Origin of the sequence: Streptomyces deccanensis, from assembly GCF_022385335.1 — a bacterium.
GTDB lineage: Bacteria > Actinomycetota > Actinomycetes > Streptomycetales > Streptomycetaceae > Streptomyces > Streptomyces deccanensis.
Genome location: NZ_CP092431.1, coordinates 7,423,932 through 7,444,300 on the forward strand (window position 1 = coordinate 7,423,932; position 20,369 = coordinate 7,444,300).

15 protein-coding genes are annotated in these 20,369 nt (G+C 65.9%); 10 read left to right on the forward strand and 5 right to left on the reverse strand.

Translation table 11 applies throughout. From position 1 onward, the window contains the following. Positions 1 to 1,386, reverse strand: coding sequence for a type VII secretion protein EccE (gene eccE, locus L3078_RS33000; RefSeq protein ID WP_239757571.1), 1,386 nt, complete (start codon positions 1,384 to 1,386; stop codon positions 1 to 3). Between the two features lie 205 nt (positions 1,387 to 1,591). Between eccE and eccB the strand changes: the two genes are divergently transcribed. From eccB to L3078_RS33020, 4 genes are all read left to right on the forward strand, one after another. Beyond that, complete coding sequence (gene eccB, locus L3078_RS33005; RefSeq protein WP_239757572.1) at positions 1,592 to 3,115, forward strand: type VII secretion protein EccB; 1,524 nt, start codon at positions 1,592 to 1,594, stop codon at positions 3,113 to 3,115. 25 nt (positions 3,116 to 3,140) lie between these two features. Further along, complete coding sequence (gene mycP / locus L3078_RS33010) at positions 3,141 to 4,472, forward strand: type VII secretion-associated serine protease mycosin (protein WP_239757573.1); 1,332 nt, start codon at positions 3,141 to 3,143, stop codon at positions 4,470 to 4,472. Then, the gene (locus tag L3078_RS33015; protein WP_239757574.1) at positions 4,460 to 4,684 is read left to right on the forward strand and encodes a hypothetical protein; all 225 of its coding nucleotides are present in this window, start codon (positions 4,460 to 4,462) and stop codon (positions 4,682 to 4,684) included. The genes mycP and L3078_RS33015 overlap by 13 nt, the downstream gene beginning before the upstream one ends. 256 nt (positions 4,685 to 4,940) lie before the next feature. Further along, positions 4,941 to 5,453, forward strand: a complete 513-nt coding sequence (locus tag L3078_RS33020; protein ID WP_239757575.1) for a hypothetical protein — start codon at positions 4,941 to 4,943, stop codon at positions 5,451 to 5,453. Between the two features lie 387 nt (positions 5,454 to 5,840). Here L3078_RS33020 and L3078_RS33025 read toward each other — a convergent pair whose 3' ends face one another. The 3 genes from L3078_RS33025 to L3078_RS33035 all read right to left on the reverse strand — a co-directional run bounded on the left by L3078_RS33025 (position 5,841) and on the right by L3078_RS33035 (position 9,347). After that, a complete protein-coding gene (locus L3078_RS33025) occupies positions 5,841 to 6,341 on the reverse strand; it encodes a hypothetical protein (protein WP_239757576.1) in 501 nt (166 codons plus the stop codon). 86 nt (positions 6,342 to 6,427) lie between these two features. Then, a complete protein-coding gene (locus L3078_RS33030) occupies positions 6,428 to 8,728 on the reverse strand; it encodes a hypothetical protein (protein WP_239757577.1) in 2,301 nt (766 codons plus the stop codon). A gap of 112 nt (positions 8,729 to 8,840) precedes the next feature. Continuing rightward, a complete protein-coding gene (locus L3078_RS33035) occupies positions 8,841 to 9,347 on the reverse strand; it encodes a hypothetical protein (protein WP_239757578.1) in 507 nt (168 codons plus the stop codon). A 599-nt stretch (positions 9,348 to 9,946) separates the two neighbouring features. On the opposite strand from L3078_RS33035, the gene L3078_RS33040 reads away from it, so the two are divergent. The 5 genes from L3078_RS33040 (at position 9,947) to L3078_RS33060 (ending at position 14,296) form a co-directional block, all read left to right on the forward strand. Further along, a complete protein-coding gene (locus L3078_RS33040; protein WP_239757579.1) occupies positions 9,947 to 10,393 on the forward strand; it encodes a hypothetical protein in 447 nt (148 codons plus the stop codon). Positions 10,394 to 10,395: 2 nt separating this feature from the next. Then, positions 10,396 to 12,162, forward strand: coding sequence for a WXG100 family type VII secretion target (locus L3078_RS33045; RefSeq protein ID WP_239760553.1), 1,767 nt, complete (start codon positions 10,396 to 10,398; stop codon positions 12,160 to 12,162). Between the two features lie 94 nt (positions 12,163 to 12,256). Further along, a complete protein-coding gene (locus L3078_RS33050; protein WP_338059538.1) occupies positions 12,257 to 13,480 on the forward strand; it encodes a S8 family serine peptidase in 1,224 nt (407 codons plus the stop codon). 96 nt (positions 13,481 to 13,576) lie between these two features. Further along, positions 13,577 to 13,924 (forward strand): WXG100 family type VII secretion target, encoded by a 348-nt coding sequence (locus L3078_RS33055; protein ID WP_239757580.1) that lies wholly within the window; start codon positions 13,577 to 13,579, stop codon positions 13,922 to 13,924. A gap of 69 nt (positions 13,925 to 13,993) precedes the next feature. After that, positions 13,994 to 14,296, forward strand: a complete 303-nt coding sequence (locus L3078_RS33060) for a WXG100 family type VII secretion target (RefSeq protein WP_037691669.1) — start codon at positions 13,994 to 13,996, stop codon at positions 14,294 to 14,296. A gap of 114 nt (positions 14,297 to 14,410) precedes the next feature. Here L3078_RS33060 and eccCa read toward each other — a convergent pair whose 3' ends face one another. Further along, the gene (eccCa, locus tag L3078_RS33065) at positions 14,411 to 18,385 is read right to left on the reverse strand and encodes a type VII secretion protein EccCa (RefSeq protein WP_239757581.1); all 3,975 of its coding nucleotides are present in this window, start codon (positions 18,383 to 18,385) and stop codon (positions 14,411 to 14,413) included. 336 nt (positions 18,386 to 18,721) lie between these two features. Between eccCa and eccD the strand changes: the two genes are divergently transcribed. Next, a complete protein-coding gene (gene eccD / locus L3078_RS33070) occupies positions 18,722 to 20,230 on the forward strand; it encodes a type VII secretion integral membrane protein EccD (protein WP_239760555.1) in 1,509 nt (502 codons plus the stop codon). Positions 20,231 to 20,369: the final 139 nt, after the last annotated feature.

A 20,369-nucleotide genomic window follows, 5' to 3' on the forward strand; every position in this document is an offset into this window, starting at 1 on the left:
TCAGCGGGTACCTCCGAGCGGCAGGGTGGCGAGAACGCCGGGGAGTTGTTCACGGTCCAGACGCACGAGCCCGGTCCGCGCCTGACGCGCGGCATGCTCCAACTCGCGCCGCGCGTCGGTCAGCTCCTGATTGCTGCGACCGGTGATGCGAAGGTGACCCGCAAGGGTGACGTCTTTCCGGCCTCCCTTGGCCAGCGTCAGACTGAAGGTCGTCGCCAGCGCGGGAACCGCGGTCAGATGCGCCACCAACTGTGCCAGGGAGGTGCCGGAGCCGCCCAGTTGCGGCCAGCGGCGCACCCAGTACGTGGTGTGCCGACGGTTGTCACAGCGCCAGCTGCGGCTGGACTCCTCGGTCCGCCGCTGTGGTGCCTCGTCACGCCCGGTCTGTGCGGCCTGCGCGGTCACCATCGGGTTGGCGCACGCGGAGGTGGCGATGGCAGCGGTCAGCTCCTCCTCGGTCAACAGAGTTGCCCGGAAGCCGGCGCCGGTCAGTCGACTGGACAAGTGCTCCGCCGACCGCACCAGACACTTCTGCGCCCCGCGGAGCCCGCCGCCGCGCGCGGCCACCGCTTCAGGGCACGACTCGGGGTCGAGTTTCAACGCTATCCACATGATGCGCACCGCCGGAGCGCCGGTCTGGGCCTGGAGCGGTGCGTAATTGCTCACGACGACCGACTGCTGGGGCAGATGCAGCGCGGGCGCCGGCTGGGTGTGCACCAGGATCTGCGCCGACTCCAGCCGGATTCCGTCGACTTCGAGGACGTCCTGCACGAGCGCGACGGGCAGTGGTCGGCGACTGCGCTCGGCGCGCAGCGCACCGGCATCCGACTCCAGTTGGAGCACCGCGGTGAGGAATCCTCCGTCGCCCACCATGCCGACCGGTCGCTGATCGCGACGGTCGCCGCGGTGGAAGCTGTATGTCCGCAGGCTGGGATCACACTCAACGGCAGGTGCGAGGCCGGAATCGATCCCCGAAGGAGCCGGTGTGCTCGCGGCCCTGCGCATACGGGCCCGCAGTGCCAGCAGCGAGCCCAGCCACTCGGGCAGGGAGTGTCCGCGGCGTCGTACGAGAGCGAGCACGACCAGCACGGCGGCGGCCGCGACGGCCGGAATGAGCGCGGCCGTACCGACGAGCCATCCGACGACCACGAGGGCGGCCGCCATCTCCAGCATCACCAGCCGCTGTACCGCGAACGAGCCACCGTGCCCCGAGTGGGACCTCAGATGGGGCGACACGGACCCGCGGGAAGACGCGGCGGCGTCAGGCGCCGCTCCCGACCGCGCTGTCGGAGAAGGAGAAGACGAACCGCGCGAACGCGACCGAAGCGTGCCGCCTGATCGCGGCCCCGATTGCGATCGCGACCGGGCGCGTGTTGCGGAAGCCATTGCTCCAAAACCCCCGAACTCTCCCTAAAACCCATGCACTCAGGGCCCTGCACAACCTGAGCGCCCTGCCCGTGCCATCAGCACAGTCACGCAACAGGCATAGTAGGGGGCGGCTCTGACAGCCTGGGCGCCAGAGGCAATTGAGGACAGGGGCGGATCTTCACAGTTCCCCCCATGGCTCCGCACGGGGAGAGAGCGGACACAGATGGCATCACGGCGGGACGAACTCAACGCCTACACCTTCGCGAAGCGCCGTACGCTCGCATCCTTCCTTCAGCCGTCTCCGTCGGGTTCGGAGGAAGGCGCCCCCAAGCCGCTGCGGGCGCTGTGGCCCGGCGCTGTCGTCGGTGTGGTGATTCTCGCGGTGTTCGGGGGCATCGGTGTCTTCAGCCCGAAGGCACCCAAGGGCTGGGCCAAGGCGGAGGAGCACGTCATCGTGGCGAGCGATTCCACCACCCGATATGTGGTGCTGAAGACGAATGGTCGCGAGCAGCTGCATCCGGTTCTCAACATGGCGTCGGCCAAACTGCTCCTGGATCCCGGCAAGGCCGACATCATCACCGTCGACGAGGAGATCCTCGACAGCGGCAAGCCGCCGCACGGTGCCACGATCGGGATCCCCTACGCCCCCGACCGTCTCCCCTCCCCCGACGAGGCGGAGGTCGCCAAGCGCTGGGCCGTGTGCGAGCGTCCCGGTGACGGTGGCCGCGCCATCCAGAAAGCCGCTTTCGTCCTCGCCGAGAAGGAGTTCGACAAGACGGGAGGTGCCGAGAAGCTCTCCGGCGGCGACCTGATGTACGTTGTCGGCCCGGACGGCAAGACGCAGTACGTGGTCGACGCGCGGGGCACGGCGTACCAGCTGGCCGACCCGACCGACACCGAACTGCTCAAGGCCCTCGACACCCAGGGCAGAGACCCGCAGCGCGTGTCCCAGAAATGGCTCGACACCCTGCACAAGGGCGACCCGATCTCCATCCCGGAGATCGACGGTACGCCCGGCACGAAGGCGAACGCCTCCACCGGCCTCGAGCAGTACGACAAGGTCGGTGAGGTCATCAAGGCATACGACGGCCGGCGGATGCAGTACTACGTGGTGCTGCAGGGCGAGGTGGCCCGGATCTCCGAGTTCGTCGCCACGCTGCTGCTCAACAGCGGGGACCTCGTCGACGTCGGACAGGCCGGCGAGGCACAACAGGTCCACCCCAGTGCGGTCGCCGACAGTACGACCTTCGAGGCGGACAAGACCTGGCCGGCGTTCAAGCCGAAGACGGTGAACGACGGCTCCAGTGCCACCTCGGGCCGCAACACCGTCTGCAACGTCCTGCTGTCGGTCGGCTCGAAGGGGAAGACGAAGCTGTCCACCTGGGTGGGCACCGACTTCCCGGCTCAACTGCCGACCGGTTCCTCCAGCGCGTATGTCACTCCGGGCTCCGGCCAGCTCTACCGTCAGTTCAAGGGCGCTGAGACGAGGGCGGGTGGCGTCTTCCTGGTCACGGACACGGGCCTGCGTTACGCGCTGCAGTCCAACAGCGACAGCACCACCGGGGACGAGGGCATCGGCACCTCGGCCGAGCAGCGTGAGGAAGAGCTCAACGAGGCGAGGATCGCCCAGACCCGGCTCGGCTACGAAAAGGTGACGCCCTCTCCCATCCCGGCGCAGTGGTCGACGTTCCTGCCGACGGGGCCGCGCCTGTCGGAGGCGGCTGCGCGGCAGCCGCAGGGTTCGTAGACGCGCGGTGGAGGGGAGCGAAGCGATGTCGAAGGCGAACGCGAGGGCGCTGAGCGCGCGGATCGGGCGGATCGGGCGGAACACAGAGACGTGGGGGCTCCGGAGCGGCTGGGATACGAGACCGACGGCCCGGGCCGCCGCGATCGCGCTGATCGCCACCACCTCGGTACTCGCTCTGCCCTCGACCACTGCCTGGGCCGACGCCGGCCAGTGCACGTTCCCGTCGAAGGACTATGCGGGCCGTCCCTGGGCGCTGCAACGCGTCAACCTCGACGAGCTGTGGGCGCTGTCCACGGGGAAGAACGTCCAGGTGGCCGTGATCGACACAGGGGTGGATGTCAAGAACCCCCAGCTCGCCGAGGCCGTGGACGCCGCCAAGGGCGCGAACTACCTCCCCGCGAAGAACGCCGAGGGCGAGAAGATCGACCGCGGCAACAGCCAGGGCACCACCGACACAGTGGGCCACGGCACACGCGTGGCCGGCATCATCGCGGCCCGGCCGCTGAAGGGGACCGGCTTCGTGGGCCTGGCCCCGGACGCCAAGATCATTCCGATCAAGCAGAACAACGCGGAGGGCGACGGAACGGCCCTCACTCTGGCGTCGTCGGTCCGTCACGCCGTCGACGTGGGAGCCGATGTCATCAACATCTCGCAGGACACGGCCAACGCCGTGCGGCCCGACGCGAGACTGGAGGACGCCGTCGACTACGCCCTCGACAACAAGGTCGTGGTCGTCGCCTCGGCCGGCAACGACGGCCTGGGCGGCAACGTCAAGGTCACCTACCCGGCGTCGTACAAGGGCGTCCTGGCGGTGGCGTCCTCCGACCGCAACAACGAACGCGCCCCGTTCTCACAATCAGGGGAATTCGTAGGAGTCGCGGCCCCAGGCGTCGACATGATCTCCACAGTCCCCGACGGCGGCCACTGCTCCGACAACGGCACGAGCTTCTCAGCGCCGTACGTTGCCGGTGTGGCGGCTCTCCTGAAGTCCAAGTACCCGGACTGGACCGCCCAGCAGGTCGTCGCCCAGATCGAACAGACAGCGGAACGCTCGATCCCCGGTCATGACCCCTTGGTGGGGTGGGGAGTGGTCGACCCCGTCAACGCGCTCACTAACGTGGACCCGGAGCGCCCTGTCGAGAGCCCGAAGCCCGAGGGCGGAGTAGCCAGGGGCGAGGCACCCTCGGTCACCCCGCTGCACTTCGGCGAGTCCGCGGAGGAACGCAACACGCGCCTGGCGACGTATGTGACCGTAGGCGGCCTCGTCCTGGTGGCGGGGCTGAGCGGCACGGCGGTGGCGGTGCGGGATTCGCGGCGCAAGCAACGACGACTGGGAGGCAACACATGGACGCACTGACCCAACTGACCGTACTGGGCCTGATTTTGTCCGTGGTACTTCTGGCCATGGCCTGCGTCAAGGCGGACTGGGTACGCGCCTGGCGCTCCCGCGTCAACCCATCGGCCGAGGAACTGCCCGACTCCGCCTTCATCGTCGCCCGCATCGCCCTCATCACGATGGCCGGCATGGGCATCTACCTGGCTGTCGAGAGCTTCGGCGTCTCCCGATGACGCGGCGTGGGACTACAGCGAGCTGACCGGGGCGGTGCGGGGGGCCACGGACGGCTTGGACGGCTGGACGTACCGGACCGACCAGGCCGGCGACTCCCTCTACTTCGACGACTACGTGATCCTCAGGACTCCATTTTGCCCGAAAGTGTGGGACAGCGCTGCTGCCCCTCGCTACCCGTTGCCGCTCGGCGTCCGCGAGGCGTGCTGGCCTCCACCTCGCGTGCACCGGCAAACCGACTCCGGATAGCTTGACTTCATGGGACTTTTCGACAAGCTGACCGGAACCAAGCGCCCCGCCAGCGGTGTTACCCCGCGATCTGAGTCCGAGGTGCGCGCGGCCCTGCTCGACCTCAACCGCTTTGACGTCCCCTACGTGATCCGGGACGGTCGGGAGGACGGGCCAGGCCTGGTGGCCGAGTGGCGCATCCTGGACCCGGCCTGGCAGACCTTCTTCGGCCGCACCCAGGTGAGTCGGGTTTCCCAGGTGCGGATGCGCCTAGTTCCGGAAAAGAACGAAGTTCGTTCCGTCGATCAGGAATACGAGGTCACTTGGGTCGGCGACATGCCCAGACTGGCCGCCGCGGCCGAGGCCCGACGTGGCCAGGGACAGACGGTCTCCAAGAGCTGGACGCTCGGCCGGGGCCAAGACGGCCGCCTCGAAGCAAACGAGACGTTCACCTTCGACAGCTTCGAGCTGAAACGCCCTCTGCAGGGCGCCGTTCTGGACGCGGGATGGACCTGGCGTGGAGTCATCACCGGCAAATTGTGAGGTTGGCGGGCCCGGGCCCTGACTCGTCGCCTTGGTACGCGGCTCACTCACCCCACCCCGGCGGCCACACGCCAGTGGCAGTGGTCGTCGAGATCACCGGGCAGACACTGGTGACTGCGTGCCGAGTTCAGCCCAGTACGTCAGACCGCCGCCCGCGCGACGCTGCCCCCAGTGCGTTGGTTCGAGTCGCCGGAGCAAGATGGCGAGTAGAGAAGTTCTTTCAACCATCACGCCTGGTCACCACCGCCCAGGCTGCCTGCGGCCGACTCATCCCGCTCGGTGTCCGCGAACTGGTCCACTTGTCGCGGACCACCATCACTGGTGCAGCGTAACCGCCGCTGCGGCGACCTGGTACTGCCATATTGATCAAAAACTAGCCCTGCCGCCTCAGTTGCATCGACTGGAGTCCTCAAGTTCCTTGGTGTAGGCCGTGATCAATTTCTTCATTGCATCGGAGTCCGAGTGTTCGGGAGTGAACACCTGGATCACGGCGTACATGTTCTGATCGGGATGATCCGATGACTTACAAGATGCCGAGGTCTTCCCTACAGCGCCAGTACCCGAGTAGAGGAAGCGGTTGTCAGCGGTCACTTGCCCGTCGTCCATTTTGTCGTAGGCGGCAGCGACAGTGGACGCGCTCTCTCCGGTACTCCACCATGTCTGGATTTGTCGAACTGATACGGCGCCATCGACGATCACGTCACACCGTGTCGTTCCCCCGTTTGGGGAGGCGGGCTTCACGGAGATGGAGTCTCCCCCCGGCAGGAAAGCGTCGAGTAGAACAGGTTTCAATGAAATTCCGCAGAGTGTGCTGGGGACCGTGTATTTCTTCTCATCCTCTCTGCCTCCGCCTGAGCATGCGGCAATTACTGTGGTGACTGCCAGCATCACGGCGAGAGTGGCTGAAGCTCGTACAATCCCTACACGGTGGTTGGGTGGGGGACGGAACATGACGAGTCCCTCCTCGTATAGTGTCAGATATCGGTCTTGAGGTGTGGTGTCATGTACTCGGTGTTTGTACCCGCGTCCCGGAAGCCCTGCTGCGCTGCCGTGCGCGCCTTCTCATCGATGCTGATGTCCTGAAGGTCAGTGCGACCGTGGGCCTTGGCCGCGAGTTCGGCGGCCCGCTCGGTGTAGGCCGCGTTCTCTTCGAGTCCGCTCTCCCAGTTCTCTCCCATAGTGGATCCAGCATTTTCCTTTGCGTGCCCCTCTGCGTTCTTGAAAAGCTCCTCGAGGACCATGCTGCTGACAGTGCTGGCTAGGCCGCCAGCGGCAGCACCGGCAACCGGGCTTGCGACGAACGTCGCGCCAACGCCAATACCCGTTCCGATGACACCTGAGACACCGTTCTTCCACTGGGCGACAGAGTGGTCGTAGGCTTTGTCGTCCTCGTCTGCAGGGCCGGCAACTGCCTCTTGACGTCCGATGGCCAATGTCCCCGAGACCTCGCCCGAACCGTGTGCGAGCTGCTCGACAGCGAATTGCGTGTCCTTCGAGTATCTGGCACTTGCCGGCAAGTCCGGGTTCATGTGGTAGTCCATCAGGTTTGCCATGTAGGACTTATTCGCTACTTCGACGGCTGCATAACCTTCAGGGTTCTGCCCGACTGCAATGAGTAGTGCAGTCACGTCCCGATGGTTGAGGGCAGCGGATGAACCACTGACAGGGAAAAGTTTGTTTGTGTCTTCGTCGGAGTCGTCCGTCATTGCCCGATTGATATCCGGGAGATACTCTGATGTGATCTGTCCAATACTGTCGGACATGTAGCCATTATCGGTAAGTCGTCCGCCATCATCCGAAATGGATGATACGAGACTCTCGAAGAGACGCGTCTGTTCTTCATTGTGGGCAGGTGTGTCCGCTGTCGGTAGCTCGCCAGCCGGATGCCCTGTGGTCGCCGCCTCCAGCGCTAGTGCCAGATTGTTCTTCCCCGTGTGGAGATCATCTCCGGTGGAACTCGTCTCCTGGGGCCAATCCCGTTCCTCAAAAAGGTACTGGAAGTTGGATAGCTCCTTTTTGGCCATGTATTCGTCTTCGTCATCGGAGTCCCACTCGAAGGGGTTTTCCGGATCGTCCTTCGATACGTATTGCTGGTTGAAGAAATCGGTAGCCGCCGCAGGGCTGTTGGACAGGCCCTTCAAGTAACCCGTGAGTGGGTCGGAGCCGCTGTCCTCTCCGATCCGGTTCAGTTGGGGACTGCTGCCGATCTGCTGCCAGACACCGTTCCCGTGCTCGCCATTTCCGGTGAGCTTGCGCTCGGTGTCCATGAGCTTGGTGCCGTAGTCGTGGAGGAACTGGTCGTCGTAGTTGCCGGTTCGCATCAGGTTGCTCATGACCTGGAAGCCCATCGGACCGCCGCTGGTGCCGTAGATCGGCTTGTCGCCGATGTCGATCATCTGGCGCTTCCAGTCGGTCATGGCCAGGGAGTCGCTCTGCGAAGCGTGGGCCAGCGTGGTGCCAAGGTTGCGCTGGAGGTCGTCGAACTGGTCGAGGCGCTTGTGGGTGAGTTCGTAGTTTCCCCTGTTGGTGTCGGTGACACCGGTCCAGAACTCAAGAGTCTTCTGCGGACCGAGGGTCGTCGCGAACGTTTCGCCGAAGAGGGCATCGCTCGCGTGCTTCTTGAGTCCGTCGTTGAGCCTGTCGAAGTCCTTGACCGTCAGGTCGTCGGGGTCCTTCTTCGCGAGCTTCGCCAGTTCCTTGGCCGCCTTGACGGCTGCGGCCGCGGAATCCCGGTCGGAGTAGTTGGCGTCCGAGAAGCCCAGCCTGCTCTGATCGGCGATTGCTTGGAGGACGGTACTTGCCGAGTCGTCGCTCTGGGTGGCTTTGTCCAGAATTCCCTGGACCTCGTCGCGAAGCGCGGTGATGTCCCCCTGGTTGTCCGTGTCCGCCTTGGCGCGGCCTTCCGGAGGAACGTCCGAGGTGACTGTGAATCCGCCCTCGTACCCGATGACTTTCAGGTTCTTCTTCCGTCCGCGGTCGATGGCCTCGGTCAGCTGCCGGTGATAACCCTTCAGCTCGCCCCGGGTGTCGCTGAGGATGTTGTGAATGGTTTTGGCCTGTGTGTGGGCATCGGCGAACTCGCCGGCCGTCTTGCCGATGAACTCTTTGGAGACCTGGGCGTTCATACCGGCCCAGTTGGCCTTGTTCGCGGCCTGGTGCAGCCCGTCTTCGGCGTCCTTCTTCAGTTCTTCGAGGCGATCGACGAGTGTCGACCAGTCGGTGACGGCGTCGTCGAGCAGTTTGAAGCTGGCATGGAGGAGAGTGTCGAGTTGCATCGGGTTTCGTCCTCAGAGCAGGGAAGCAGGGGGAGTAGGCGTCGGGTGCTTACGGCGCAGATGTCGGTGGTAGGCGGCGCGGTGGGCCATGCCGCCGACGGTCCGAGCCGCGCTACTCCTTCTTCTTGCTCTCCTCCGGGTAGTAGGCGCGGTTCTTTTCACCAGGTGCTCCGACGCGTTCGTCGAATCCTGCGTCCAGTGCGTCGATGCTGCTCATCTGGCGTTGGATGAAGCCATCGTCCCCGGTGTGCAGCTTCGTGGTGACATGCATGTGGTTCGAGATGTGCGCGACGGCATCCCTCAGAGACTTGAGCTGCTCTTCCCAGCGGGTCGACACATGCTTGAGGCCGGCGCCGAGGGCGAAGCCCTGCTTCGACAAGTCCCCGGCCGCCGAGTCACTGCTGGGGATGGCGACGCGGGCCTTGTCCCAGAGATCGTTGTAGAGGGTGTGCGCGATCTTGCCGATCTTGCTCAGATCGGTCTGACTGGCCTTGAGGACCCCGAACTTCTCCGGAAGCGCAGTGGAGCCCCCACCACCCTCGACCTGGTTCAACTGCATGTGCGTCGACTGCCGCTCGGCTGCCTCCGCCTTGAGTTGCTCCCACTCTTCCCATGCCATGGGTAGACCCTTCCCCCGTGTGCTCGGCCAGCGCTCCTCATGCCACCGTCTGGTACAGACGCTGCTGTTCCGATGGTGTGGGTGCGAGTCAAGTTAGCAACCCGGCCCATGGTGAGTTTGGATCACGTCCACTGTACGTAGATTGTCGGTCGTGAAGGTTCGCAGGAGACGTGTGCTCGGGACCCGGGTGACGGCTGGAAGAGCGAGGGGAACCGTGGCTGGGTGCCGCTTCGGCTACGACACGCAGGAGTTGACGCGGAGATCCGATTGACCGCCTGCGTGAGTCTCATGAAGATCGCAAGCAGTGTGATGCCGTCGTCCGTGGTGGCCCTGCATCATGGGGTAGAGCCACGCGGGGCCGGTGCACGGCCCGTCATGTGCACCCGTTCACAGTGAACAGGCAAGAAGGGCAAAGGATGACAGCCGGTCGGTCTCGTAACCGGGCTGACCTACATCGCTGTTGGCCCTGTTGTGCAGGTTGACTACAGTGGCAAAAGCGCCGTGAGGCACGGCTTGCTTTGCGAATCGTACGGTGCGTGGTTGGCCGAGTCCGATCAAGGTCGGGCTGACAGGTGTGTGGGGAAACGGGGAGGGGCATCGTGCTTCCGGCAGAGATGGCGGGGGGTGTGTCGGCGGCCAGGGCGGCGAACCTGGAGGCCAGTGGTGAGGCCCTGGACAAGTTCGTGAAGCGGGTGGATGCGGTTCTCCACGACCTTGAGACGTCGGCCGGCAACCCGACGAAGGTGGGCGCTCAGACCATCAGGGCGACCTCTCTAAGCGCTGGGGCGGACGGCGTCTTCCCTGAGGCCGACGGCTTGTACACGCAGTACAACCGGGTCCATCGAGAGCTCACGTCTCTGTCCAAGACCTTGCATCTGCAGATTGAGGCGACCGCCATCGCTGTTCAGGGTGCGCATCGGGGATTCGACAACCTTGAGGAGGAACTGCGACAGCGGTTCTACGCCATCCAAGGAGAGATCACGGAGATCCAGGATGCCAAGGACGGCAAGCAACGCGTCGGTGACAGCCGCACCATGGTGAAGTGACGATGACTGACAAACGGCATGAGGCGGACGTCGACCGCGTCGAAGGGCAGAACGGCGTCACGGATATTGTCCGAGGGCTTGAGGACCATCCGCAAGGTGGCTTGCTCAACCGTATGGTGCGCTCGGCCTTCGTGGACAGTTCGCTGGGGCGGACCATCGCGGATCGGACGGACTTCGAGAAGCGTGACTTCGACCTCAATCAACTGATTGACCTCGTCGAGCGAACGGACCCGGAGGACCTGGAATCCTCAGGCAAGGCGCTGTGGGATGCGCGCGACGCCATCAAGGCGGCAGCTGACGAACTCGAAGGCCACATCGACAACGTCCACTGGGTCGGAGAATCGGGTGATGCCTTCCGCAAGTGGGGCAGATCGCTCGTCACCAACACGCACCACTTGAGTGACTTCGCGGGAACTGCAGGGGACCAGATCACCGCAGCCGCCGTGGGCCTTGCGTCTGTGCGCGGCGCCATGCCGTCTCGAGACGCGGAAGCTAGCCGGAAGCGGCCCGAGCACTTCACAGAGGCTGAGAAAGTCGCGGACAAGAGCGAGTACGCGGCAGCCGTACGGGTGGAGAAGGACCGTCAAGAGGCGATCAACCAGATGAACCGGTTGGCCTCGTACTACGCGGTGTCCGAAGAGGTGCTGGCCTCCCTACCTGCCAAGGACAAGACGCCGGAGTTCACGGCCATGCCTGATGTCGGAGTTCCCAAGCCCGTGGCTCCGCAGGTGGATTATGGTCCTTCGGCGGCCGGTACAGACTCACACACCCACGGGACAACACCTTCCGTGGGTGCTCAGGCGACTGGCGACATCTCCAGGCACTCTGCAAGCGACAACCAGCTCACCAGCAATGACGTCACCAGTAAGATCACGAACCCCGACGAGCCTGTCCGTACCAACATCGACAGCGTCGGCACACTGCCACCGTCCACGACTACACCCGTGACCGGCCACATGCCGCCGTCATCGGGTACCCCTGTTCCCGGCCAGCAGGGCATGTTCGAGGGTGGCCTAAGAACACCGGTCTCGAACGGCACGTCAGGCCGGAACCTGGGCGGATCGAATAATTTCCGTAATCCTGCGTCGGCGCAGGGGCGCACTGGTTCGACCGGTTCGCCTAGTTCGGCTTCTGGACGCTCTACGGGACAAGGGCCCACGAACCAGATGGGGCGACCCACGCCGACCGGACGGCCCACTGCCGGAGGCGTGGCTCCCGGATCGCATTCGTCCCAGATGGGCCGCGCGGTCACCGGTGGTATGCCGCGAGCCGGTGGTACGGCTGCTCCGCAGGCCGCCAGCCGTCCTGTGACCGGAGCCGGTCGTGTGAATGGAGTTGTCGGGGGCCAGCCCACCGGCACTGGCGGCGCTTCCGCGAAGGGTGGTGCGAGAATTCCGCGCGGCACAGTCATCGGTGGCGAGGGGACGGCGGCCAACTCGCGGCCTGCTACTGGTCGGCCGGGGCAGCGTGGGGTTTTCGGAGCGCCTGAGACCAGGGCGAGGCCGAGTTCAAGTGCGACACCCCCTCGTGGGATTTCGGGAACAGCAGAGGCTGTCACGGGTAGGCCGACCGCACGCAACTCCGTTTCAGGAGCCGAGCGTAACGGTCTGACGCGTGGCGGCGCCGGACTCGTGCGCGGCCTTGGCCACGAGACGCCCGGTGACGACGGGAACACCCAGGGATCGCGGCGCCTCGACCACCGGATCGAAGGCGAAGAGACCGACCTGCCCAACAGGCCGCGGCGTGACGTGCCGCCGGTCGTCAACTGACCGAGTATGAGCGAGGACACGGAACACGATGACGTCAGGGACCAGCCGACGAGCCGAGCAGGCCATGTTCCACGGATCGCGCTGCGGTAGACGTGTGCGGGCCGTGGGTGCGCTGGTCGGTGCCCTGGCGGCCGTGAGTGTGGGATTCGCCTCTGATGCCGCTGCGTACGACGCCCAGACCAAGCAGTGGTACCTGGAAACGATGCAGGCCCAACAGATGTGGAAGGTCAGCACAGGCAAGGGCATCAAGGTCGCTGTCATCGACAGCGGGGTGAACGCCGATACCCCGTCCCTGAAGGGGCAGGTCCTGGTCGACGAAGTACCCAAGTCGGTTGCGTACGGCGCTACGGACGATCAACTCGGCCATGGAACCTCCATGGCCGAATTGATCGCAGGTACGGGAGCAGGCGGAGGCCTGCAGGGGTTGGCGCCGGGGGCGAAGATCATTCCGTATCGCATTGAGCTTGAGGGACTGAAGGGCGGGGCGGAGGAACTGGAGAAGACCCCTGATCTCATAGAAGCGATCAGGGCGGCAGCCGACACTGACGCGCAGATCATCAGCATGTCGTTCGGATCGGTGGGGCCGAGTTCCAAGGAGAAGGAAGCCATCGAGTACGCCGCTTCAAAAGGCAAGTTGATGATCGCCTCGGTTGGTAACAAGGGGCAGACCAAAGGCGCGATCGGCTATCCGGCCGCATACCCGTACGTACTCGGGATCGCGGCAGTGGACCCCACCCTGACGGTGCCAGAGTTCTCCTCGTCAGGAAATTACGTGGATCTCTCGGCACCAGGGGAAGGCTTCCCGGGGTGGTGTGATGCGACCTTCCGCTCGTACTGCGACGACAGGTCTGGTACGAGTCCCGCAGTCGCCATTGCCGCCGCCTCCGCGGCCCTGATCTGGTCGGCCCACCCTGACTGGACGGTGAACCAGGTCACCCGCGCCCTGATCGACACCGCTGGCCGCACATGGGCGAAGGACCAACCGAGCAAGTACGCAGGTTATGGCTTCGTCCGTCCTCGGATGGTTCTCAAGGACCCGGACTATGACGCCGGCTCTGCCGACGTCGACCCTCTCGCAAAGGACAATGGCGGAGATCTCCTGGCCGACTCCGCGTCCGCTGCCTCGCCCTCCCCCTCTGCGTCAAGCGCATCACCGGCCCCCGAAGAGCCCTCCACAGGCGGTACCTCGGCTGCCGGCTCAGCTGCGGAGTCGACCGATGACAGCAACACCCTCTGGATCGCGCTCGGCGCAGCCGCCGCGGCCATCGTGATCGGTGGTGTCGGCCTGGCCGTAATGCGGGCGCGACGCGCCAGGTGACATCGACAGCCGTGGAAGGCCGTCACGAGCCCTGTGCTGTTCGGCTCAAGCCAAGACAGTTGGATCAGCAAGCAGAAACAGAAAGGACGGCTGACCATGGCCGGCAAGCAGAAGCTCGAAAACGATGCGGTAATCCTGCTCCAGAAGCAGATGCTCTCGAAGTACGAGAACGTCAAGTCGCGTGTTCACAGGCTTCAGGGAATCATCGACAGCCTGGAGACCGGTCAGTGGGACGGAATCGGCCGAGCCGCGTTCGACAAGAAGCAGTTCGAGATCAACGAATCGCTGCGGAACATGGGCAACATCCTTGCCGAGGTCATCGACGCGATGACCTCGGCGCGCAACATCGTCGACAGCAAGGAAGACGAGGTGCGCGCGGCGGTCAACAGGATCGACCTCCAGGACGGTGCCCCGACGGTTTCTCCCTTCAGTTCCATGAGTTGAGCCGATATTTGCACCAGGGCCGGACTTACGGCCGCATCAGCACGGACCAGTGAGACGAGGTTGGTAGAGATGGCCGGTAACTACACCGACGGACTTTCCGTCACTTATGACGCGCTCGACATCACGGCGACCAAAATCGCCAATGAGGCCAGGGACCTTGAGCAGGACCTGCAGGAGCTGAAGAGGCTCGTCGAGAACAGCTTGCAGTACTGGGAGGGTGAGTCCCAGAGCGCCTTCGATGCCAAGCTGAAGAGGTGGGACAAGGAAGCCACCGACATCCACACCGCCCTCACGGGTATCGGTCACGTCGTGGCCACGGCGGGTGGTACCTACATGGAAGGTGACAAGCGGGGAGCGAGTTACCTTCAGTAGCACGAGGTTCGTGGAGCAGTTCCGGGGTGGGCGCGCGCGGGAGGCGCCCACCCCGTTGTTGGATCAGGGCCTCAACCGACGATCAGCAGACCGACACCCGTCCGTCCCTCCCCCTCACACATTCCCATCCTCGGTCAACCCGACCTGAATCAACGGCTTCCCCCGCTTCCGAGACACGAACACGCCGCGCCCCGCCGGCATCGGCCGCGGCCGTACACCGCCCAGCAGGTCGCCCTCGCCCGGGTCGCCCGCGAGGACGACGCCTTGAGCCCCGAGTTCCTTGATGCGCTGGGTGAAGGCCTCGTAGCCTGCGCGGCCGGCGCCCGCGGTGGAGCGGGCGATGATGAAGCGGACGCCGACGTCACGGGCGAACGGAAGCATGTCCGTGAGTCCCGAGAGCGGGTTGCCGCTCGACGTGGACACCAGGTCGTAGTCGTCGACGATCACGAACACCGTCGGGCCCCGCCACCAGCTGCGGTTGCGCAGTTGCTCCTGTGTGACTTCCGCGGTGGGGGTGCGGCGTTGCATGAGGTCGGCCAGGGCGTCCATATGGTGCTGCATCTGGTTCGACATGGGGATGTACTCCGCCAGATGGGCAGGAGGGGTGACACCCAGCAGCGAGCGGCGGTTGTCGACCACGAACAGCTTGCAGTTGTCGCTGTCGTAGCGCTCGGTGAGACGCTTGATGAGCAGCTTCAGCAGATTCGACTTACCGGACTCGCTCTCGCCGAAGATGAGGAAGAACGGGTCCTGGTCGAAGTCGACGAACACCGGCTCGAGGCTGTCCTCGTCGAGGGCGAAGGAGATACCGCGGTTCGGGAAGCGGTTGCCCGGGGGCAGCTGAGATGCCGGGAACTCCCGCGGCAGCAAGCGGACTTCGGGAGCGCCAGGCTGTTGCCAGTGGCGGCCGACCTCGGAGGCGAGGGCAGCCGTCGCCTCCGCCAAGTCCGTGTCGGAGGACAGACCGTCGATACGCGGGACCGCCGCCATGAAGTGTTGCTTCTGCGGTGTCTGACCGCGTCCAGGAACCCCTGTGGGAACGTTCGCTGCCACCTTGCGGTCGAACTCGGAGTCCATGGGGTCGCCGAGCCGCAATTCCAAGCGGTTCATCAGATGATCCTTGAGGTTCGAACGGACCTCCATGGAGCGCGAGGCGGTGAGGATCAGGTGGATGCCGTAACCGAGGCCGCGCGCCGCGATGTCCAGGATCACCGGATCCAACGCCTCGTAGTCGGTACGGAAATTGCCCCAGCCGTCGATGGCGAGGAAGACGTCGCCCCAGGGCTGGTCGGTCACTGAGATGTCCCCCCGTGCACGGCGCGCACGGAACTCGGCGATCGACGAGATGTTCGCGGTGCGGAAGTACTCCTCACGGCGGGTCAGGACGCCGTACACCTCCGCCACCGTACGCCGGACCTTCTCGGGGTCCAGTCGTGAGGCCACCCCTCCCACGTGCGGCAGGTCGGCCACGGTCGACAGACCGCCACCACCGAAGTCGAGTCCGTAGAACTGCACTTCGTGAGGGGTGTGGGTGAGTGCGAACGACGCGATGATCGAGCGCAGCAGTGTCGACTTGCCGGACTGCGGGCCGCCGAGGACCTGCATGTGGCCGGCCGCGCCGCCGAAGTCGGTCCAGAGCGGTTCGCGCCGCTGCTCGTACGGCTTGTCGACGAGGCCGACCGGGACGACGAGCCGACCGGCACCCTCGTAACCGGGCTGTGTCATGCCCCGGCCGGGCACCGGGGCCAGCCCCGGGAGCAACGAGTCGAGCGAGGGCGGACTGTCCAGTGGGGGGAGCCACACCTGGTGGGCGGCCGGCCCCTGGGCCTCCAGACGCCGGACGATCACGTCCAGAACGGTGTCGGCGAGCGCGTCGTCCTGCTGGGCGTCGGGCTCTTCCTGGCGCTGCTGCGGTACCGGCGCGTACCGCACAGGGACATCGGCCGCGGTGAACAACACGGGTCGACGGTCGACCGGGAGCGGTCCGCCGGGCACGACGGCCTGCTGGGAACCCGTGCGGTACACACCGGAGACGTACGCCGCCTTGAACCGCACCATCTCCTCCGTACCGAACTTCAGGATGCCGGAGCCCGGCACGTTCGGCAGCTCGTACGCGTCGGGGACGCCGATCGCGGCTCGGGACTCGGCCGCCGAGAACGTCCGCAGACCGATCCGGTACGACAGGTAGGTCTCCAGCCCTCTCAGGCGACCTTCCTCCAGACGCTGCGAGGCGAGCAGCAGGTGCACACCCAGAGAACGGCCGATACGGCCGATCTGCACGAACATCTCGATGAAGTCCGGCTTCGCGGTGAGCAGTTCGCTGAACTCGTCGATCACCAGGACCAGCGACGGAATGGGCTGCAGCGGGGCGCCGGCGGCGCGGGCCTTCTCGTAGTCGTGGATGTTGGCGTAGTTGCCGGCATCGCGGAGCAGCTCCTGGCGACGGTTCAGCTCACCGCGGATGGAGTCGCCCATGCGGTCGACAAGGGTCAGGTCGTCCGCGAGGTTGGTGATCACGGCCGCCACGTGGGGCATCTGCGCCATGCCGGCGAAGGTCGCACCACCCTTGAAGTCCGCCAGGACGAAGTTCAGCGTTTCGGAGGAGTGGGTCACGGCCAGGCCCAGGACCAGCGTGCGCAGCAGCTCCGACTTTCCGGAACCGGTCGCGCCGACGCAGAGGCCGTGGGGACCCATGCCCTCCTGCGCGGCCTCCTTGAGGTCGAGCATCACGGGTCGGCCGTCCTCGCCGAGGCCGATCGGCACACGCAGCCGCTCCGACTGCGAACGCGGACGCCAGGTGCGCCGTGGGTCGACCGAAGCCGCGTCGCCCAGGTTCAGCAGTTCCGTGAAATCCAGGTTGGCCAGCAGCGGTTCGCCGTCATCGCCACCCGACGCCATGCGCAGCGGCGCCAGTTGTCGGGCAAGAGCTTCGGCGGCCTCGTACGACAGGACGTCCGGGGTGCCCTCGTAGACCATGCCGTGCGCCGACTCCAGACGCAGTTCCTTGGGCTGCACGATGATCGAGAGGTCGCCGCGCCCGGAACTGAGGTCACCGGGGACGATCTCGATGACCGTCACGCTCTGCAGGCCTTCGGGACTGGCCAACAAAGAAGCGGGCGGCAGTGAGACACCGTCGAGCAGGACGACCAGGTGCGGTTGCTCGGAGACCGGCGGAGCGGCGGGGTGGAAACGCGGGCGGCCCTGGAGGACGTCGGTCAGCCGGTCCTCCAGTTCCATCGGATCGGTGGTGATCAGACGCATGCTGCCCGCGCCGTCCGTGACGCCCCGCTTCTGCGTGTGGGGCAGCCACTTCGCCCATTCCCACGCGGGCGCCGCCTCCCGCCCGGTGGCGACCGCGATGACCAGGTCCTCGGATGAGTGCAGCGCCGCGAGGCAGGCCGTGACCGCTCGGGCGGTGCCGCGCGCGGTGCCGGGTTCGCCACTGATCGTCACGTGGTAGAAGGCGCGCAGCGAGACAGCCATCGGCAGGCCCTCAAGTGTGCTGTGCGTGGCCAGGAATCGCTGCATGGCCCCGGCGGTCAGCGGCTCCAACTCGTCGACCGGAGCGGTCTGCGGTGCGATCAGGGGAGTGGCCAGACCCTGCGGGCCGAGGCCCACGCGCACCTGCCCGAAGTCCTCGTCACCGGTGCGCCGCTCCCACACCCGGCTGCCCTCGGCGACCAGGGCCCACAGCTGCTCCGGTGAAGGATGGAGGTAGTACTGGGCATCGCGCTGGGCCTTGGCGGTGTCCATGGCCTGGTGCCGGGTCTGCGACAGGTAACGCAGGTAGTCCCGTCGGATGTCCGCCAGTTGGCCCTGGTTGCCGCGGCGGTAGCGGACCAGCATCGCGACGCCCATGGCGATCGTGGAGGCCACCATCACCATGCCCATGATCTTCATGAAGGGCTGGGCCTGAGGGTTGAAGAAGAACACCACGGAACCGCCCATGCCGAGCATGGGCAGGAGTTGCATGAGTGCACCCTCCTGCTGCCCACGCGGAAGCTCCGGCGGAGGCTGCAGCACGACCTCGTCCGTGGGCACTTCCTTCGGCAGCGCCCGCGGTGGGCGCTTGACGACGATGTGGCTCACTACGCACCAATTCCCTTGCCGGACCGAGATGTTTCGTCCGCCGCCCCGTGTCCGGCGGACGTCGATCGCGAACGGTGATCCTACTGACAACCACCGATACCGGCGGGCGGTAGGGTTCCCGTGAGGTGTGTGAGCAGTTGCGAATCGGTCCGGGAAAACCGGGCAATCCGCAACGCTCGGAACCAGGCGCCGCCCCGCACTTCCCGGGCGTGACGACATCGTTGCCCGGTTGCGCGGGCGGCGCGGCGCAACGTGCACAGAATCTTTGCGGGCGGACGGGTGTGCAGCGGCACCGCGGACCGCCCGATCACCGACGAGGGGGAACAGCAGGTGAGCTTGACGGCCTCCGCGCCGGTCGGCGCGACCGGCGGACCGGGCATCGGAGCCCCTTCCGCAGCAGGCACGGGCCTGGGTTTCTGCCGGGTCACCATCGTGGCACCCGACAGCCGCATCGACGTGGCGCTGCCCGACGACGTACCGGTCGCCGACCTCTATCCGGAGATCCTGAGGCTCTCCCAGCAGAGCCCTGACGAAGGTGCTCCTGTCGGCTATCACCTCGTACGCCGTGACGGCACGGTCCTCGACGGGGCGCGGTCGTTCGCGGCGCAGCGCATCCTCGACGGAGAGCTGCTCACCCTGCGTCCGTTCGCAGCGTCGCTGCCGCCGGCCGTCCTCGACGACGTCTCCGAGGCGGTGGCCGCTGCCGTCACCCGTGACCGCACCCTCTGGAACGGCGAGCTCACACGGACCGCCGGTCTCATCGCGGGAGGCGTCCTGCCGGTGCTGCTGGCGTTCGTGGCCTGGAGCTCCGAGATCCGTCACGACATGCACGGCCTGCAGGGTGTCATCGCCGGCGTTTTCGGACTGCTGTTGCTCACCATCGCCTGCGTGCGCGCACGGGTGTACGGCGATCGCGGCTCAGCGATCGCTCTCGGTCTGGGGTCCTTTCCGAACGTCGCTGTGGCCGGTTCCGGACTCCTTCCTCTCTCCGAGGGACAGGGCATCGGGCGGCTGCAGTTTCTGCTCGCCTGCACGGCCGTCCTGCTCGCCGCCGTGGTACTCACCTTGTTGTCGCCCGGAGGCGACGGTCCCTTCGTGGCCTTCGTCTTCGCCTCCGCGATCGGTCTGATCACCACCTTCATCGCCGTCCTCACGAAGCTGCGGCCCATCGAGACGGCGGCCATCTGTGCCCCGCTCTCCGTTGTCGCGCTCGCCTTCCTGCCCGGCCTGTCCATGCGCTTCGCGCGATTGCCGATCGGTTTCGAACCGCCCAATCCGTCCTGGGGCGGCTACGACGAGGGTGAGCCGGACGCGCAGGATCCCATCGACGTCGAACGCGTCGCGGCCCAGGCCCGCCGCGGCCACGAGCTTCTCGTCGGTCTCGTCGGCGGCTGCGCGCTCGTCTCCGTGGGCGCGTCGATCGTCCTGGCCTTCTCCGGCAATGTGTGGGCGGAGCTTCTGGCTCTGTCCACAGGTGTGGCGATGTTGATGCGAGCCCACCTCTTCCGCTACACCGCGCAGGTGAGCGCCGCCCTGGCGGCAGGCCTCACGGCCCTGGTCTTCCTCGGACTCGGGCTCGCCCTGAACCCGCCGCAGGACTATGTGCGCGACGCCGTCCTCGGCGATACGACTGCGCTCGACATCCGTAGCGTCTGGCTCGCCGCGGCGATCGCCACAGCCGTCGTCCTCGTCACCGCGATCGGTCTGATCACTCCGCAGCGTGGTGTGACCCCGTTCTGGGGACGCTTCCTGGAGATCGCCGAAAGCTTCGTCCTGCTCACGCTGATCCCACTGGCGCTGGCCGTCTTCGACGTGTACGCACGGGCCCGGGCCCTGACGAGCTAGTGGTGGGGCCCGTCCCGCGTACCTGTCCGGGTAGGAAGCGGGCAGTGCTCTTCCGCCGAAGGTCCGGGCGAGCTCTGTCGCCGGGGGCGAGGGCGGACAGGCAGTCAGGGGCCGAACTCCGGCTCGCCTCCTTGCCTTT